Genomic DNA, 17,503 nt, shown 5'->3' on the forward strand with positions numbered 1-17,503 from the left:
AACAAAAGTTCATTATTTTGTCAAAAATATCCCACAAAAAAACCACTATTAAGCTACGCCTTAATAGTGGTCGTATACGTATTATAAGCGAATAGACGTAAAAAATGAATAGCTTTAATGAAACAATAAAGAAACAAATACGATTGAACAAACGATACCTATTAAATCAGCAAATAATCCAACCTTTAATGCGTCCCCCATTTTACGAATTCCAACAGCGCCAAAATACACTGTTAAAATATAAAACGTTGTATCTGTGCTACCTTGCATCGTAGACGCTAATCTTCCAATAAATGAATCCGGTCCATATGTAGCGATTAAATCTGTCGTAATACTTAAACCCGCCGATCCAGAAATCGGTCGTATAAGTGCAAGGGGGACAATTTCCGCTGGTACATGAATCATATCTAACATCGGTTTCATTACCGATATCATCGCATCTAACGCACCTGATGCTCTAAAAATAGAAATAGATACAAGCATACCTACCATAAATGGCAGAATAGAGATGGCAATTTGAATCCCTTCTTTTCCACCTTCTACAAATGATTCGTACGTTGGAACTTTTTTGATCGTGCCGTACAATAAAATAAAACCAATTACACACGGAATCACCCACAATGAAATTGTATTCACAATACTCACTTTTTCCGCCCCTTTCTACTCCGTCTTCGGTAAAAATAGCGGTCAATCCAAATGGCTCCAATCATGGAAAGTACTTGCGCTACAAATGTAACCCCTACAATTTCAGTCGGGTTCGCCGATTCATATGTCATTCGAATAGAAATCACTGTAGTTGGAATCAGCGTAATAGCTGATGTATTCAAAGCTAAAAATGTCACCATAGAACGACTTGCAGAATCCTTTCCCCCATTCAGTTCCTTAAGCTGTTCCATAGCCTTAATACCAAGTGGTGTTGCTGCGTTTCCTAATCCAAAAAAGTTTGCCATCATATTTGACAAGATAAATCCCATCGAAGGGTGGTCTTTTGGTACTTCTGGAAACAATTTTTTTACAACGGGCATAAAAAATGAGACTAACTTCTTTAATAAGCCTGCTTCTTCAGCAATTTTCATTAAACCGAGCCAAAAGACTAAAACACTAATTAGCCCAATACAAATTGTTACTGCATCTTTTGACCCTTCAAAGACTGCTTTATTCACTTCTTCCATCGTTCCATTTATCATGGCATACACAATCCCAATGACCGCCATCGCTACCCATACGAGATTAACCATCTGTTCCAACACCTAACATATGAGAAAAGATTTCTCTTACGTCGTTCCAATATACTCCAGTTGTGGCAACTAGCTTTCGTTTGCTATAAAATAAATTGCGCTCGCCTACTTTCTCGTTACCTACATAAATACTTGTTTTCCCTACTTTCTCTCCATTTTTTAACTTTGCATTTTTATCAAGTTCAACCTTTACCAAAACTTGTGTTTTCTCCTCTTTCGTTAGTGGTACAGAGAAAGCATTTTTTGTATAAACATGATTTGTATATTTTTTTTCCTGCAGTCCAGGGAGGGCTCCTTGCCCTAAAACTTTCGTTAACTCATATTGTTTAAATCCTTGATCAAATAAAGACATATGGTCGTCCCAATCATTAGACGCATTAAGCGTCACTACAATTAAATCCAATCCATCTTTCGAAGCCGTTGTAACAAGTGTACGCCCAGCCTTTTTTGTAAACCCCGTCTTTCCTCCTGTTGCAAATTCATAATAAGAAGTTACAAGTTTATGCTTGTTTTTCCAAGGATAATCCCAGGTTTTTGATTGATATTTTTTTGTTCCAAAAATTTTTCGAAACGTCTCATTTCCCATTGCATAACGTGTTAAAAGTGCCATATCATATGCAGACGAATAGTGCGTGCCATCCCCATCTAAACCATGCGGATTGGAAAAATGCGTATCTTTCATTCCGATTTGTTTCGCCTTTTCGTTCATCAAATACACAAATCCCTCTATACTTCCCCCAACATTTTCAGCAATTGCTTGTGCTGCATCATTACCTGAGCGAAGCATTAAACCATAAACTAAATCCTCTAGTAGTACTTTTTGTCCAGGTTTTAAATAAATGGCCGAACCCTCTACTCGAACAGCTTTATCACTAATTGGCACTGCTTCTTTCATTCTCCCTGATTCAGCAGCGAGCAAGGCGGTCATAATTTTCGTGATGCTAGCAATCTTTTGTGATTCGTGTTCTAATTTCCCATATAGCACACGGCCTGAATGTTCTTCCATCAATATGGCATTATGAGCACTTACACCATTCATTTGTGCATATGTATGAATCGGTATAATACTTATCCACATTATAATGCATGCAATTACAATCCAAATTCGCCTCATATTCCCCACGTCCTTTTGGCACTTTTTGTACAAGTGTATGCTTGGCCCTTTAAAATATGAACGAAATATTCTTTTCTATACCCGCAAAAAAGACGCACAAATATGCGTCTAATACGGTGTCCATTCCAACTGTTTCGCACTTTCAAATCGCTTTTCAACATCCGACCAATTTACAACATTCCACCAATTTTTAATGTACTCATCTTTTCGATTTTGGTACTGCAAATAATATGCATGTTCCCATACATCAAGCACAAGTAACGGTATTGTATCCCACTGTGTGAATAATTGATGAAGGGTACTTTGTAAAATTTCTAATCTTCCTGAACGAGGTACCCACACAAGAATCGCCCATCCAGATCCTTCTACTTTCGATGCAGCTTCTGTAAAATGCTTTTGAAAGCGTAAAAAGCTTCCAAAATCTTTCTCAATTTGTCGAGATAATGTACCTCTTGGACTTCCACCCCCATCTTTTTTCATATTATTCCAAAATATCGTGTGTAAATAATGACCTGAACCGTGAAAAGCCGCTTCCCTTTCCCAATGCTTTATCAAGTCAAATTTGTTTGTTTTTCTTGCTTCTTCCATCATTTTTTCTGCTTTATTCAGTCCTTCTACATAACTACGATGATGCTTATCATGATGCAATATCATAATGTCTCGAGAAATATATGGTTCTAGCGCATTGTATGGATAGGGTAGTGGAGGAAGCGTGTGGCCCCCAATTGGAACAGATCGCTCCGTATATGCTCTTTCATACAACTCATATTGTTCATTTTCTTGCATGAATACCTCTTGTAAATGACTCTGAATATGTTCCACATCATCACTTATCTCATACAATAATTCAGCGTCTGTTTCATCCTTATTTTCTTTCATACGGTCTAATAGCATTTGAATTTTATAGGCAAGCATATGGACGTCATACACTTCAGTTGCACGACTATCTAATACATGAAGAACACTTTCACACCAACTTTCTACTTCATGAAAGTAATCTGTTAATACACTTTGTTGGTTCATATAGCGCGACACCTCCTTGATGCTATCCACTTTAACTATATTCAGCGTCCGCATCGTATATACCGTTCAAAACAGCAAAAGAAGCTAGCCCTTCGCTAGCTTCTTTACATATTTTCTATTTCCCTATTCATCCTTACAATGCAGGACAGTCGATTCTCCATCGCCTTATTGTATATATCCAATTTAAATTCCCAACATATAAATCACAGCTATGAAATAGACTGCTTTCCACTCACATTCTATTTTGATTCTTACTTTGCATGAGACTACAAAAGAACCTAAACACTTCTCTTCTTGCCCCCTCAATAGTCTTATTAATACTTGTGTAACATCTTCGTTTGATAATCGGTTTCATAATACTCCAGCTCCTCACGCATCGTTTGGAACTTACCTTCTAATTTCTGCATTACTTTTTCAACTGAGGCAGGTGGAATTTGTTGAAAAACAATAGAATTTTTCCCTGTATATGCCGAGCGACTATTTTCATACCACTGATCACTTTTTGGTGAAAAAAACTCAGCAATTACTTGATGATAAATTTTATATAATGTCTTCTCGGCAGCCGTTTTTCGAAATGGTTGACTATTCAGCAAAACAAGGCACGCATCCAATCCTTCTTCACAAAACACAAGGAGTCGTCTTAGTGATGATAATAGTCCTTCATAATAATGTTTATTCCCATCTGGTGATTCTTCTAATAAAGAAGGCAGTGTATGATAATTAACAAAATCCTTCATTAAACCAATAGCTTCTTCTAAAAATTCAGATATTTGATGCGTTTGATTTTCAACCATTGAATTAGACATATCCTTTTCTCCCCTTTGTGATTTTACGCTATTTCTACTTTTTTATTTTTATGTAACGTAGCCATTATGTCTTGTACTTTTATCACTGTTTTATCATCGAAATATTTTTGAAAATCTTCTATTGTATTAATATATACTCGCTTTTGCCCACGAAGTTCTTTATTTTTAATAAAACAAGCTAGAGCAACAATATCACGTAAATATATGTCTTGTTCTTCTATTTTAAAAACTGGATTTCCTTCAAACGGAGTAATTTCTTGTGAAATTTCTTCAAAATAACGCAAGTATAATACAGAAAACGTTTTTTCTTGTTCTCCCAAAATATAAGTTACTTCAGATCGATTAAAGAAATCCTCTGATGTATTAGGCTGTGCCTTTTCTAGCTCATAGCCTTTGTAACCTATTATCATCATACGCTTTCCCTCTCTTCCTTATTTCGCTCTATTTTAACTTAATTTTCTAAATAAACAAAACACAAATCTATTATACATTCTTTATGAAAATGTATAATAGATTCACATCTATATGAAAAATAGTCTTCATATCCTGCAATTTACCTTTTTATTTTTCATGAAGTTTGTCATAATAAGAATATTGTCTCAGTTTTCTTATGCAAGGAGAGTTGTATTTATGTCGTTTTCGTGGAAGCGTTTCTTACAAATTGGAAAAATCATTTTCCCATTTGTTATCTTGGCAATTGTATTTGTCCAAGCTCGGAAAGAATTGTCTGGCATTTCATTTCGAGAAGCAATTGAAACAATTAAAAACATACCAACTGGAGGAGTCTTTTTAGCAATTACACTCGGTGCATTTGCTGTTTCAACAATGTTCTTTTATGACTTTGTGATGCTCCGCTATTTAAAAGCAGATATACCTATTCAAAAAATCTTCCGTGTTTCTTGGATTGCTAACACCTTAAATGGATTTATCGGTTTTGGTGGACTTGTTGGAGCAGGTATACGGACAATGTTATATCGGCCTCATGTAAAAGAGAACGGTGATCTTATCAAAAGCATCGCTTGGATGACAACTGCTTTTATAAATGGGTTATCCCTTCTCTCATTCCTCGGTCTAATAGGAATACTAGATACAAGTTTTATTTTACATGAAAAACCTTGGCTATGGCCTGTCCTCATCTTTTTTGCCCTTTTTGTACCACTTTATATTGGATTCTCCAAGATTAAAAATCGAAAAAGGCAACATATAGAAGGGCAAGAAGAAAAAAAGGAGAAAAATCCCACTGTTCTATATTCACTTGTTTCTTTAATGGAATGGGTTTCTGCTGGAATCGTTATGTATGTCATTTTACTTTTATTTGGAATTCATATTGATTTCCAAAAGTTTTTAGGTGTCTATGTTATTGCTGCATTAGCAGGTGTTGTTAGTCTTGTACCAGGTGGTCTCGGTTCATTTGATCTTGTCTTTTTAACTGGCATGGGACAATACGGTATTGATACGGGTGTGCTATTACCTGCCATGTTGTTATACCGACTTGTATACTACATTTTACCATTTTGCCTTGGTTTAATCTTCGCAGCTTTTGAAATGACTGGAGCTGCTCTAAAAAAGATTGAAGATAAACCATTTATTGCACCTGCCTTAGAAACAACAGGTGTCATTTGGACATTACAACGTGATTTTTTAGGCAAACTAGGTTCATGGGCATCAGCAGCTTTAACGGTCTTTGCCGGCCTAATGGTCATTTTATCAACTATTTTACCGACAAGTATAAATCGTGCTCATGCATTACATATTTTAGCTCCAAAACATCTCATTCAATTTTCGTTTAGCTTATCATTAACATTTGGAATTCTACTCCTTATTCTATCAAAAGGTATTTATCATGGAACAAAACGTTCCTACTATATGACGATTGTTTCTTTAATTGGAGCAGCCATTTTTAATACGTTAAAAGGAATTGATATTGAAGAGACTTTTATTTTGCTAATCGTACTTGCGGTATTATATATGCTGCGCAAGCGATTTGTACGTGAGAAAATAGAAATTTCATTTTCAGATGTAGTGAAATTTTTTATCTTTTTACTACTAACATTATATTTGTATAAAAACTTAGGTATTCTATTTGCTGGAGCAAAAGAAGTTTTTAAGCCAGATTTTGTTGTTCGTAATATTACACAAGTGAAGCGAAGTGCACTTGCAGCCGCTTTCTTTGTTCCAACCTTTTTACTCATTGGTTCTCTTATTGCCAATCGCTATCGTAGTGTATTTCCTGGGCAACCCGCAAACGATAAACGTCTGCAAAACTTCTTAGATGAATACGGCGGAAATGTGCTAAGTCATTTAGGATTTCTTGGAGATAAACAATTCTTTTTTAGTAGTGATGGTAAAGCACTTCTTTTATTTTCACCAGCTGGAAAACGCCTCGTTGTACTAGGCGATCCAATCGGAGATCCTTCTTCCTTCCGTAAGGTGCTGGAAGAATTTTTAGCCGAGGCAGATCGATTTGGATGTATTTGTGTCTTCTATCAAATTGAAAGTAAATGGATGAGCTTATATCATGATTTTGGCTATAATTTCTTTAAACTTGGTGAAGAGGCTGTTGTTGATTTAAATACATTTACTATATCAGGTAAAAAACGTGCTGGGTTACGTGCAACTTTTAACCGTTTCGAACGAGAAGGCTATACTTTCTCTATCCATCAACCACCTTTTTCAGATGAACTGTATGCGGAATTAAAAACAGTCTCAGACGCTTGGCTTGGTGGAAAAAAAGAAAAAAGCTTTTCTCTTGGATACTTTGATCGTGCCTATATAAATCGTGCGCCTGTTGCAACCTTATCTGATTCTCAAGGGAAAATTATTGCCTTTACAACATTTATGCCTGTTTACCAAAGTGGTACAATTTCTGTTGATTTAATGCGCTATTATCCAGATGCACCTGGCGGAATTATGGATGCAATTTTCATTCATTTATTCCAATGGTCAAAAGAAAACAATTATCATTCCTTTAATATCGGTATGGCTCCGCTCTCTAATGTAGGTCTATCAGCACAATCTTTTTGGTCTGAACGAGTTGCTGCAGCAATTTTCAACAATGTTCGTTACACGTATAGTTTTAGTGGATTACGACATTTTAAAGAAAAATATAAACCAACTTGGGGCGGAAAATATTTAGCATTCCGAAAAAATCATTCCTTACCAATTACAATGCTTGCCGTAACAAAGTTAATAGGAAAACGAAAAAGCAACTAGCATCACTAGTTGCTTTTTCGTTTCTGAACTTGGAGAATAAATTCCTTTTCATACTTTTTTCCGTTTATATAAAATGTGCCCCACATTTTATAAGTTCCTTCCTCCGGGAATGTAATACGATATTGCAATTGTTCTTCTTCATTTACAGGGACTGCATATAAAAAATGTTCTCGTTTCTCATCTACAATATAAAGTGTGGCATGTTCTTTAGTCCTTGAGCTAAATTGCACCCGTTCTCCTTTTTTCATTTGCAACTGAAATGTCAATGTAGCCGCTTCATTAGGGTATAACGTTTCAAATAAAAGTGACATTTCATACTCACCTATTTTTTTTGTCAACACTGTATCTTTTGTTAATCCCTTTTGTTTCTGCGCTTTTCCCTCTCCTCCAAAGTCTTTCTTAGAAAAGAACTGTTCTGTTTTATCATAATCCTCATATAAGAAAATCGTATAACCTTTCCCTTCCTTCATTCCGCTTGCCGATAACTGATACGAACCACTTCCAGCAAACGCAGGAGTGATTTGTTGAATCCCCTTTAACTGTTCGTCCACAATAATAGCCCGAATATGATCGTTCACTCCACGAATTTCATTGTTATCTTTATTAAACAATTGAAATGTAATAGCTACTTTTTCATTTCCCTTTCTATTTTCCATATCCCACTTTACTTCTTGAATGTCCCCGGCTGTTTCTTTCGTTCCTTTATACTTTTGCATGTAGATTCCACCGGCTACAATAAGTAATAAAGCGATTAACCCCATGACAAGATTTTTCAAACCATCACCTGCCATACTATTTTATAAGTTACAAAATCATCCAGATAATTACAACAACGCTCGGGATATTGTTTAAAAATTCATTCTATTTTTTTTATAAAAATCCTCTAAAAAATAAAGTGAAATCCTCCAACTAAAAGAAAATAACGCCAAATTATTAAAAAAAGTTTGTCTTATATATATTACAAAACTAAAAGGCATCCCTCGAAACTTATCTGCAAGTGTAACGCATCAACAAATAGACCTCGATATGTATCAACTTTTCGTGCAACGAAACGTACGTTTCATTGTTATACTCTAATTATGTTTTTTAACAAGTGATTAGTTGAGCGGACAAATAAAATGCGAAAACAAAGCACTTCCCTTCCACTCATAAAATTAACAAGCTACCTGAAAGCATTCCTATTTGCAAGTCATCTATCGCAAGGGATTACGAAAAATAATGCTTGTGAAGGTGAAAGGTTATTTTCGTTATGAGAACTGAGAAATTCTCTGTTTTACGCATTATTATGGCAAGCAGTTCACTTGATAGAATTCCTAGTGTATAATGCAAATGATGTCGATTTATATCCATACATAACAAGGAGGATTTTTATGAGCGTTCATATTGAAGCAAAACAAGGTGAAATTGCTGAATCTATTTTACTACCTGGTGACCCACTACGTGCAAAATATATTGCAGAAACATTTTTAGAGGATGTAACTTGCTATAACAACGTACGCGGTATGTTAGGGTTTACTGGAACTTATAAAGGAAAACGTGTCTCTGTTCAAGGTACAGGTATGGGTGTTCCATCTATCTCTATTTACGTTAACGAACTTATCCAAAGCTATGGAGTGAAAAATTTAATTCGTGTTGGAACATGTGGCGCGATTCAAAAAGATGTAAAAGTACGTGACGTAATTATTGCAATGACAGCTTGTACAGACTCTAACATGAACCGTTTAACATTCCCTGGATTTGATTTTGCACCAGCTGCAAACTTCGATCTTTTAAAGAAAGCATATGATGCAGGAACAGAAAAAGGGCTGCACGTTCGCGTTGGTAATGTTTTAACTGCAGATGTATTCTATCGTGAAAGCATGGATATGGTGAAAAAACTGGGTGAATACGGTGTATTAGCTGTAGAAATGGAAACAACTGCTCTTTATACATTAGCAGCTAAATACGGTGTAAATGCATTATCTGTATTAACAGTAAGTGATCATATTTTCACTGGAGAAGAAACAACATCTGAAGAGCGTCAAACTACATTTAACGAAATGATTGAAATTGCTTTAGACGCGGCAATTCAATAATCATGCAAAAAAAGAACTTGTCCTACGTCTGACGAGTTCTTTTTTATTGCTTTTCTAAAGTGAATTGTTGACTTTATATGACTTTTTATAAAAAACTGCTCTACATAGAGACAAATTTTCAACTCCTACTTTCTATTATCGTTTGTTATAATAAGAAAATATTTACGCAATTATTTTTGTGAGGTGAAGAAGTGAAAAAAAGAAGTATTGTCTTTAAACTATTTTTATTAACATCAACATTATTTACTGTTACCTTCCTCCTTTTTTTCCTTGGACAATCATTATTTTTAGAAAAATTTTATATCAATAAAAAAATCCAAACCGTCCAGACTGCTTTTGAAAAATTTTTATCAAGTTATGAAAAGAGCGATGGAACATTTGAGGACATCAGAAAACTCAAACAAGAATTTCATGAAAAAACAAATGCTGACGTTGTTTTATTAGATCCAAATGGAATTATAAAAGATGAAAATAATTACTATATTGAAATTGTGGATAAATCTAATAAAACATATTCGATTCCACTCAACAATATTTTAACCATCGATGAATATACTAAATTTACAAATTTACAGTTGAAAGCTAACGATGTCATTCTTGTCGATGGAATTTTAAAACAAGATGTGATTATACCTGTTACTATTACAACTCGCTATAATTCATGGAAAAATGATAATATCATTTCTGACTTTAAATTATTCGATATCGATTGGACAAACGCTAAGAAAAATAAATACGCAAAGGATACAAGGTTGGGCATTCATACTTTTGAAGGGACTGTATCTAAAATACACCTTCCTTCCAAAAATGACCTTCGCCTCGCAAATAATTTGGAGACGTTACAAGGAATTCAGCATTGGGAATTATCTGTAGTATTAGGGAAAACAAATTCAAACGAATTAACAACATTCACAATTGGAGAAGAAGAGAATGGAAAAAGCCAGATTTTTGTCAAACCGGTCCTAGAAAACGGGAAAATTAAAGAGTTTGCTTTTGCAATGACTTCTTTACAGCCTGTTAATGAGGCTATGCTCGTTTTAAAAGATTATTACGTCTATGCCTTAATTATCGTATTTCTCGTTATTATTTTATTATCTTTTTATTATTCAAAAATTATTGTTAAACCGCTTATTAAAATGAATCGAGTGACAAAAAAAATGGCTAATTTTGATTTCACTGAAAAATTACCAATTTCAGCAGATGATGAAATTGGTGGTTTATCTAGTAGTATTAATACACTATCCGTAAACTTAAAAGATCGAATAGATCGATTAAACGTTGCGAATACAAAATTACAACAAGATATCGAACGTGAACGTCAATTGGAGAAAACTAGGAAAGAATTTATTTCTGGCGTATCTCATGAATTAAAAACACCACTAAGTGTTATTAGAAGCTTTGCCGAAGGGATTAAAGATGGCGTCAGCAAAGATACCACTTACTATACAGACGTTATTTTGGACGAAACCGAAAATATGAATCGACTCATCGTCGAAATGCTAGAATTAGCAAAATTAGAATCTGGCACGTATAAACTCGAAATGAACCCTTTTTCACTTGGGGAACTAGTCCACCAAGTCTATACAAAATTATTATTTAGTATGGAAGAAAAAAAATTACAAGTAGAAATTGATGCAAATCCCGCTATATACGTTGAAGCGAATCGTAACCGCATTGAGCAAGTTGTTGTCAATTTACTCAGCAATGCAATTCGTTACACACCTGATGGGAAAGAAATTTATATTCGCGTCATAGAAAATGAGGAAAAAGTAAAAGTAGAAATTGAGAACACCGGTAATCCAATTCCAGATGAAAGTTTACAGAAAATATGGGACCGCTTCTATCGTCTAGATGCTTCACGTAGCCGTCATACCGGAGGAACTGGACTTGGTCTATCAATTGTAAAAAATATTTTGGAACTTCATCATGCCGAATACGGTGTATATAACACCAACGATAGCGTCGTTTTTTATTTTGATTTACAAAAAGTAAAAGAAGTCAAATAATTTGTCTTAATTTCACTAGGAGTTCACATGAATTTCACACTCCCCCTTTATAGTAGGAACTAAGTTAATCCTTTCCTTTACAAACACAAAAGAGGAGAGTGCGTGAAATGAAACAAGCAGGACAACCTATTCAAAATGAAAACCAATTAGAAAAAATCAAAAATATACTTTTACAATCTTCCAAACGTGATGGTTTATTATTCGTACTAGCTGTAAATTCCGGTCTCAAAGTAAGCGAAATTTTACAACTAAAAGTCGGTGATGTCATCGATGAAGATGAAAATGTTCGTCACTCCATTTTATTTTACAATGAAAAAGTAAAAAAACATAAATGGTTTGCTGTAAACGAAGACTTACAGCATGCAATCGAAGATTACATGAAAGAACGTAAAACATGGAAACGAAATGAACCATTATTAAAGTCACAAAAAGGAACAAAATCTATTACAAGGCAGCATGCATGGTATATTTTAAACAAAGCTGCAAAAGAAGTTGGTTTAGAAGGGATTAGCTCACATACACTTCGAAAAACTTGGGGATACTGTGCATACAAATCCGGTGTTGATATTGCATTTTTACAACACTTCTTTGATCATAGCACCCCATCAAAAACTTTAAAATATATCGGGATCGCATAACAAAAACATAAGCTTATACATAAAAAAGGTTACCAAGTTTAAACTTGGCAACCTTTTTTATATTTCATATTCTCTTTTCTTGTTTCTCCTATTTTGTAGTGGTACTCTAGTAATAAGGGGGAGAAATTATGAACACATTAACAATTGAATTACCAAAAGAAACGGCAGAAAAGCTTGAATTATTACAACAAGCCTATCAAAAGAAAACAGGTACTATAATTTCAGAAAGTACACTCGTTCAATCTCTTATCTCAAGAGAGTTTATTCAAGAAATAACTCCATTTGATTTACAACAATATGTAACTGAGAAAGAACAGCGCTAACAGCTGTTCTTTTTCAATTGTCCCCTTCCCTAGCTTCTTATTTTATTTATCCCACAAAAGCCCGATTAGTGAGGGCTAATAATCAGCGGGGATGAAGCCCCCTATTGACTAAAGTTTCATTTTATATTTCGTAGAATTAAGGAAATTTTTTATTTTATTTCTAAAAAACTATTGACAATGATAATGATAACCATTATCATTTAATACGAAGCCAACAATTGATGAATCAACCAAACGCTCAGTAACATTGTTACCCCTCTTTTTCATAAAGAAAAACACTGTACATTCCCCCTGTTTGTACAGTGTTTTTCGTTTCTATATTTATTCAAATAAATTGAGTTGTTCTGGTTTAGGTTCGCCGTATGTAATATGCATCATCGTCATAAGTTGCTTTGCATTATCAGCAGCATCTCCGCCTGAATTATTATTAAATAATACGTATATGTTCTTTGTCTTTTTCTGCAATACTTGTAGCCTTTCTACCCATTCCTCAAGCTCTTTCCTATTATAACGATACAAGCATCGTACAGCCCGCCAATTTTCGCCTTTATCAAGCCATCCGTGAATATTGCGACCATGAAAACGGACGAGCGTCATTTCAGAATGCGTTGCCTCTAATACAAGTGGGACAGAACCAATTCCAGCTTGTGGTTCATCGCAAATCGTATGAATCCATTTTTCCTGTTCTAAAAATTGTAATGTCTTATCATGCATATTTGGATTAAACCACGTTTGATTCCGAAACTCTATGGCACACGGTAATCCTTTCATTTTCTCTTTTGTATAACGAAGTAAATCGACATTTTTCTTTTGACAATCAAACCAAGGTGGGTATTGAAATAATATCGCCTTTAATTTATGTTCCTCTTGAAGCGGAATAATCGATTGTTTAAAGATTTCAAACATCTCATCGGAATTGGAAAATGGAATCTCTCCCTGCATATGTCCCGTCATTCCTTGATAGGCTTTAACAACAAATGAAAAATCTTTTGGTGTTTCTCCAGCCCACTTCCTATAATTCCGAACTGGTTGCATCGCATAAAACGAACTGTCTACTTCAACGATAGGAAAATACTCACTATATGTTCGCAATTTGTTTCTATTTTCATAGGAATCTGTATATAAAGAATCATGATCTCCCCATCCTGTTAATCCAATAGAAATCAACCTTATACCCCCTTATCTCATTTCTATCAATTCATACGTACCTAATCCACAAAACCAAATACTTCAACCTTCTTTAAGAGCGATCTTAGAAAAGTATGATGCATTAGATGGAATAATTTTCAAATTGAGGAGTTATTTATTTATGATTCAAGAGAATACTACTTTATCTCACGAAAATCAAATAAAAAAATTAGAAAAGAAAATGCAACTTTATAACTGTAAACATATGTTTCAATTTTTTCATTACTCTGATCCTTTAGTCAACATCTATTTCGCCTTCCTTTTCCTCTTTCTCCATTCCAAATTCAACACACTTAGTAAGGAATAACTAGAGACTCTCCTTCTTTACGTTTCTTTACTTCAAATTTACCCTAGCTTAATGCTTTTTTTGTATGATAGATAACGAAGACGTCAATATGAAAGAGGGATAAAAATGAAAGTCTTACTGTCAATACGCTTTTGGGTCACCCTTATATCGTGTGTAATTTTATGCTCAGGACTCTTTTTGACTTTAGAATACACTACTGCATCAAAAGCAGCAGAAAACAGTAACACAGCTCCCTATGAACTTCTATATACAAAACAAAATACAATACCTCTCTCATCTTCCTTAGCTAAAGAAAAAAAAGTTATCAAAGGAATGCTCATCACAGAAGCTTCTTCACGTAATGAGTTGAATCAAATTGCAAAAAAAATTAAAGAACAATATAACAACAAAAAAATCGATGAAATTACACTATCCATTCATAGTAAAAATACTGGTAAATACGAAGAAGACTTACCTTATGAGCCAATTAGTAAAGGAACAATTTCGATTATTTATCATTCACCATCCCACTCGAACGCAATCATTCGTCTCACCCTACAATAATACACCAGCTGAAAAAAATTTTACTTTATATAAAAAAGAGACGAATATAAATTCGCCTCTTTTGGTTTTTAAAAGAATGGAATCCATTCCTTTACTTTATCCATCCACTCTTTTTGTTGTTCTTTTCTCTGTTTCTCTTCTTCTTTTCTCCTTTTTTCTTCTTCAATTGTCTTTAATTGTTTTGTATAGTCAGCCTCTGATATAAGTGATAACTGAAATGCTTTTTGAGCTGGATTCCCAGCAGCCGTCGTCATAATCTCTCGAAACATTGTTGTTGTAATTTGACTACCACCTAAAACATAATGCTCACTATCCGTTTTATCATACCCTACCCAAATGGCACCAACAAGATCAGGCGTATACCCAACAAACCATGAATCTTTCGCTCCGCTACTCGGACCACCTACAAGCTGAGTAGTTCCTGTTTTACCAGCCGTATCAATATTGTTCACCTTTGCTTTTTCACCCGTACCTTTTTCAACAACCCCCTTTAATAAATACGTCATTTTTTGAGCAATCTCTTCACTTATTACCCGTGTTTCTTTTTTATACCATTTCCCTACGATTTCTCCTTCTGCATTCTGTATTTCACGAATTGCATGTCCTTCAATTTGCACCCCATCATTTGCGAGTGTTGCATAAGCTTGAGCCATTACAAATGGAGACGTTCCGGTATGCATCCCTCCTAAAGCAATAGGAAGCGTACGATCTTCCTCTTGTAATGGAATACCAAAACGCTCTAATGACTTCACACCTTTTTCTACTCCAATTTGTTCTAACAACCAAACTGCTGAAACATTATAAGACCTAGCGATTGCCTCATACATTGTAACATCGCCATGAAAAGTATGATCACTGTTTTGAGGCTTATATTCTTTTATCTGAAGTGGCTCATCCTTTAAAACATCATATACTTCATACCCTTGTTCCAGTGCAGGGACATATACTGCAAAAGGCTTTAATGTCGAACCAGGCTGTCTTTTTAATTGTGTTGCATGATTAAATTGCAAAAATTGGTACGTGCCCCTCCCACCAACTAACGCCGGAACACCACCAGTTTTCGGATCCATCAAAACAATACCCGTTTGCATCAATTGATCCGAACTACTCCCTTTAAAATAATTCTCATTATTTGCAACATCTTCTACTGCTTGTTGCTTCTTAGGATCGAGCTCCGTATAAATGCGATATCCACCAGCTAAAATTTCATTTTGTGTTAGCTCATATTTCTCCATTGCTTCTCGTACAATATAATCCACATATTGTGAATATTGCCCTTTGTAGTTATCCTCTACACCTCGGCGTAATACAAGACCTGCTTCTTTCTCTTGCTTGTACTGTTGTTCTGTAATATACCCTTGTTCTTTCATTAAGGCTAAAACAACATTTCGCCTTTCAATTGATTTATTAAAATTTTTATATGGTGAATACGTTGACGGTGCCTTAATTAAGCCTGCTATCGTTGCAGCTTCTGCTATTGTTACATTCTTTACTTCTTTATCGAAATATGTTTTAGCAGCTTTTTTTACACCCCAAGCTCCTTCACCAAAATAAATTTGATTCATATACATTTCAATAATTTCATCTTTTGTATACGTACGCTCTATTTTTTTTGTTAAAAAATATTCTTTAAACTTCCGTGAAAATGTGCGTTCTTGCGTTAAAAATACATTTTTGGCCAATTGTTGTGTAATCGTACTACCACCCGCGACCACCTTTCCCGCAGTAATATTCTTTAATAGTGCACTTATAATCCCACTATAGTCGATACCATGATGGCTAAAAAACTCTTTATCCTCAACTGCCACAACCGCTTGAATCATACTATCAGGGATATCTTTTCTTTTAATACCTTCTGCTTTAGAAGAAGATAACTTTGCTGCTACTTCTTTATTCGCATCATAAATAAGTGTTGGTTGCGGAACGGCCTGTTTTAATGCTGATATGTCTTGAATGGAAATCATTATATTTATGGCAATAAATAGAGTAATGAAAAAACCACCTAAAACAACTAATATATTCCGTAGTTTCTTCCTCTTGTTGAACCACTCAAGCATTTTCTTAAAATGAGTGTTGTTCAATTTCATTTATTCACTTCCTCCATTAGTTTACACTTTTGATAAAAAAAAATAAAAACATCCTCCTTTTAAATTTACTATGATAACGTAACAGTTCCTTAGGTGTAAAGTATTACTTTTACATTCATACTTTTTACAAGAAAAGGACATTCTACAAGTAAGATATTCATTATTGTTTATTAATATTATTAATACATCAACGCGAGTTATGTTAAGTTTTTGTAAACTTTTCGATAAAATGTTTTAAAAAACGACAGTTTTTTGTTAGAATTGACTAGCCAATATATTTGTACATATATTACTTTTTGTGGGGGTAACAAGAATGGTTTTTAAATCTAAAAAAGATAAATTTTCTGAAATGTTAATGAATGTTTCCGAAAATTTAAAAGAAGGCGCGCAGTTTTTCGTGGAGTATAAAATTAAAAATGCTAGCGATTTAAAAGAATTTTCTATGCGCATGAAAGAATACGAGTCAAAAGGTGACTCATTTATTCACGAAATCATTATGGAGCTAAATAAAGCGTTTATTACTCCTATTGAACGTGAAGACATCCTGCAACTTGCAATGAGCATGGATGATGTACTTGACGGATTAGATCACAGTGCAGGTTTATTCGAAATGTATTCTATTACAGAGGCAGATGAATACATGATTAAATTTGTAGAAGCAATCAATCAATGTGCAATTGAAATTGCACATTCCGTTGAACTGATGTCGAATAAAAAATTAGTAGACATTCGTACAAACGCAATTAAAATTAAGGATTACGAGTCACAATGTGATGATATTCGCCGTCATGCGATTAAGCACTTATTCTCTCGTGAGAAAGATCCAATTAAGATTATTCAATTTAAAGAGATTTACGAAGAGCTTGAAGAAGTAGCTGATAGCTGTCAAAGCGTTGCAAATGTATTAGAAACAATTATTATGAAGAACGCGTAAGGAGTTTG

Annotated in this window: 16 protein-coding genes; 7 read left to right on the forward strand and 9 right to left on the reverse strand. The window is 34.4% G+C overall.

All coding sequences use genetic code 11. From position 1 onward, the window contains the following. Nucleotides 1-114: 114 nt before the first annotated feature. The 6 genes from spmB to ACX5JI_RS13620 form a co-directional block, all read right to left on the reverse strand. Nucleotides 115-645 (reverse strand): spore maturation protein SpmB, encoded by a 531-nt coding sequence (spmB, locus tag ACX5JI_RS13595; RefSeq protein ID WP_459501556.1) that lies wholly within the window; start codon nt 643-645, stop codon nt 115-117. Beyond that, entirely contained in the window at nt 642-1,238 is a 597-nt protein-coding gene (gene spmA / locus ACX5JI_RS13600; RefSeq protein ID WP_459501557.1) for a spore maturation protein SpmA, read from the reverse strand. Before spmA ends, spmB begins: the two co-directional genes overlap by 4 nt. Next, nucleotides 1,231-2,352: a D-alanyl-D-alanine carboxypeptidase family protein gene (locus ACX5JI_RS13605; RefSeq protein ID WP_459501558.1), complete on the reverse strand. Its 1,122-nt coding sequence runs from the start codon at nt 2,350-2,352 to the stop codon at nt 1,231-1,233. The genes spmA and ACX5JI_RS13605 overlap by 8 nt, the downstream gene beginning before the upstream one ends. Nucleotides 2,353-2,460: 108 nt before the next feature. Then, nucleotides 2,461-3,375, reverse strand: a complete 915-nt coding sequence (locus ACX5JI_RS13610; protein WP_459501559.1) for a superoxide dismutase — start codon at nt 3,373-3,375, stop codon at nt 2,461-2,463. Between the two features lie 314 nt (nt 3,376-3,689). Next, nucleotides 3,690-4,181, reverse strand: coding sequence for a DUF3907 family protein (locus ACX5JI_RS13615; protein WP_459501560.1), 492 nt, complete (start codon nt 4,179-4,181; stop codon nt 3,690-3,692). A gap of 23 nt (nt 4,182-4,204) precedes the next feature. Next, nucleotides 4,205-4,594 (reverse strand): hypothetical protein, encoded by a 390-nt coding sequence (locus ACX5JI_RS13620; RefSeq protein WP_459501561.1) that lies wholly within the window; start codon nt 4,592-4,594, stop codon nt 4,205-4,207. Nucleotides 4,595-4,811: 217 nt separating this feature from the next. Here ACX5JI_RS13620 and mprF point away from each other — a divergent pair, with 217 nt between their 5' ends. Continuing rightward, nucleotides 4,812-7,394: a bifunctional lysylphosphatidylglycerol flippase/synthetase MprF gene (gene mprF, locus ACX5JI_RS13625; protein ID WP_459501562.1), complete on the forward strand. Its 2,583-nt coding sequence runs from the start codon at nt 4,812-4,814 to the stop codon at nt 7,392-7,394. A 5-nt stretch (nt 7,395-7,399) separates the two neighbouring features. Here mprF and ACX5JI_RS13630 read toward each other — a convergent pair whose 3' ends face one another. Continuing rightward, on the reverse strand, nt 7,400-8,185 hold the full coding sequence (locus ACX5JI_RS13630) for a DUF8832 domain-containing protein (RefSeq protein ID WP_459501563.1): 786 nt from the start codon (nt 8,183-8,185) through the stop codon (nt 7,400-7,402). Nucleotides 8,186-8,764: 579 nt separating this feature from the next. On the opposite strand from ACX5JI_RS13630, the gene deoD reads away from it, so the two are divergent. The 4 genes from deoD to ACX5JI_RS13650 all read left to right on the forward strand — a co-directional run bounded on the left by deoD (nt 8,765) and on the right by ACX5JI_RS13650 (nt 12,436). Then, complete coding sequence (deoD, locus tag ACX5JI_RS13635; RefSeq protein WP_098339167.1) at nt 8,765-9,469, forward strand: purine-nucleoside phosphorylase; 705 nt, start codon at nt 8,765-8,767, stop codon at nt 9,467-9,469. 191 nt (nt 9,470-9,660) lie between these two features. Then, nucleotides 9,661-11,475 carry a sensor histidine kinase gene (locus ACX5JI_RS13640; protein ID WP_459501564.1) on the forward strand — a complete coding sequence of 605 codons (1,815 nt, stop codon included), beginning with the start codon at nt 9,661-9,663 and terminating at the stop codon, nt 11,473-11,475. Nucleotides 11,476-11,582: 107 nt separating this feature from the next. Further along, the gene (locus ACX5JI_RS13645) at nt 11,583-12,113 is read left to right on the forward strand and encodes a tyrosine-type recombinase/integrase (protein ID WP_459501565.1); all 531 of its coding nucleotides are present in this window, start codon (nt 11,583-11,585) and stop codon (nt 12,111-12,113) included. Nucleotides 12,114-12,241: 128 nt separating this feature from the next. Continuing rightward, nucleotides 12,242-12,436 (forward strand): DUF3924 family protein, encoded by a 195-nt coding sequence (locus ACX5JI_RS13650; RefSeq protein WP_459501566.1) that lies wholly within the window; start codon nt 12,242-12,244, stop codon nt 12,434-12,436. A gap of 321 nt (nt 12,437-12,757) precedes the next feature. On the opposite strand, the gene ACX5JI_RS13655 is transcribed toward ACX5JI_RS13650, so the two are convergent. After that, complete coding sequence (locus ACX5JI_RS13655; RefSeq protein ID WP_459501567.1) at nt 12,758-13,603, reverse strand: DUF72 domain-containing protein; 846 nt, start codon at nt 13,601-13,603, stop codon at nt 12,758-12,760. A gap of 433 nt (nt 13,604-14,036) precedes the next feature. Here ACX5JI_RS13655 and ACX5JI_RS13660 point away from each other — a divergent pair, with 433 nt between their 5' ends. Beyond that, nucleotides 14,037-14,474, forward strand: a complete 438-nt coding sequence (locus ACX5JI_RS13660; RefSeq protein ID WP_459501568.1) for a hypothetical protein — start codon at nt 14,037-14,039, stop codon at nt 14,472-14,474. A 68-nt stretch (nt 14,475-14,542) separates the two neighbouring features. Here ACX5JI_RS13660 and ACX5JI_RS13665 read toward each other — a convergent pair whose 3' ends face one another. Then, nucleotides 14,543-16,561: a transglycosylase domain-containing protein gene (locus ACX5JI_RS13665; RefSeq protein WP_459501569.1), complete on the reverse strand. Its 2,019-nt coding sequence runs from the start codon at nt 16,559-16,561 to the stop codon at nt 14,543-14,545. Between the two features lie 313 nt (nt 16,562-16,874). On the opposite strand from ACX5JI_RS13665, the gene ACX5JI_RS13670 reads away from it, so the two are divergent. Then, nucleotides 16,875-17,495: a DUF47 domain-containing protein gene (locus tag ACX5JI_RS13670; RefSeq protein WP_042982778.1), complete on the forward strand. Its 621-nt coding sequence runs from the start codon at nt 16,875-16,877 to the stop codon at nt 17,493-17,495. The last annotated feature ends 8 nt before the right edge of the window (nt 17,496-17,503 follow it).

The organism is Bacillus sp. C1 (assembly GCF_054570475.1).

What these genes read in the sequence shown, in the direction of transcription:
- spmA (WP_459501557.1), bottom strand. Translation starts at nt 1,238, where the DNA reads ATGGTTAATCTCGTATGGGTAGCGATGGCGGTCATTGGGATTGTGTAT.
- ACX5JI_RS13605 (WP_459501558.1), bottom strand. Translation starts at nt 2,352, where the DNA reads ATGAGGCGAATTTGGATTGTAATTGCATGCATTATAATGTGGATAAGT.
- ACX5JI_RS13610 (WP_459501559.1), bottom strand. Translation starts at nt 3,375, where the DNA reads ATGAACCAACAAAGTGTATTAACAGATTACTTTCATGAAGTAGAAAGT.
- ACX5JI_RS13615 (WP_459501560.1), bottom strand. Translation starts at nt 4,181, where the DNA reads ATGTCTAATTCAATGGTTGAAAATCAAACGCATCAAATATCTGAATTT.
- ACX5JI_RS13620 (WP_459501561.1), bottom strand. Translation starts at nt 4,594, where the DNA reads ATGATGATAATAGGTTACAAAGGCTATGAGCTAGAAAAGGCACAGCCT.
- mprF (WP_459501562.1), top strand. Translation starts at nt 4,812, where the DNA reads ATGTCGTTTTCGTGGAAGCGTTTCTTACAAATTGGAAAAATCATTTTC.
- ACX5JI_RS13630 (WP_459501563.1), bottom strand. Translation starts at nt 8,185, where the DNA reads ATGGCAGGTGATGGTTTGAAAAATCTTGTCATGGGGTTAATCGCTTTA.
- deoD (WP_098339167.1), top strand. Translation starts at nt 8,765, where the DNA reads ATGAGCGTTCATATTGAAGCAAAACAAGGTGAAATTGCTGAATCTATT.
- ACX5JI_RS13645 (WP_459501565.1), top strand. Translation starts at nt 11,583, where the DNA reads ATGAAACAAGCAGGACAACCTATTCAAAATGAAAACCAATTAGAAAAA.
- ACX5JI_RS13650 (WP_459501566.1), top strand. Translation starts at nt 12,242, where the DNA reads ATGAACACATTAACAATTGAATTACCAAAAGAAACGGCAGAAAAGCTT.
- ACX5JI_RS13660 (WP_459501568.1), top strand. Translation starts at nt 14,037, where the DNA reads ATGAAAGTCTTACTGTCAATACGCTTTTGGGTCACCCTTATATCGTGT.
- ACX5JI_RS13665 (WP_459501569.1), bottom strand. Translation starts at nt 16,561, where the DNA reads ATGAAATTGAACAACACTCATTTTAAGAAAATGCTTGAGTGGTTCAAC.
- ACX5JI_RS13670 (WP_042982778.1), top strand. Translation starts at nt 16,875, where the DNA reads ATGGTTTTTAAATCTAAAAAAGATAAATTTTCTGAAATGTTAATGAAT.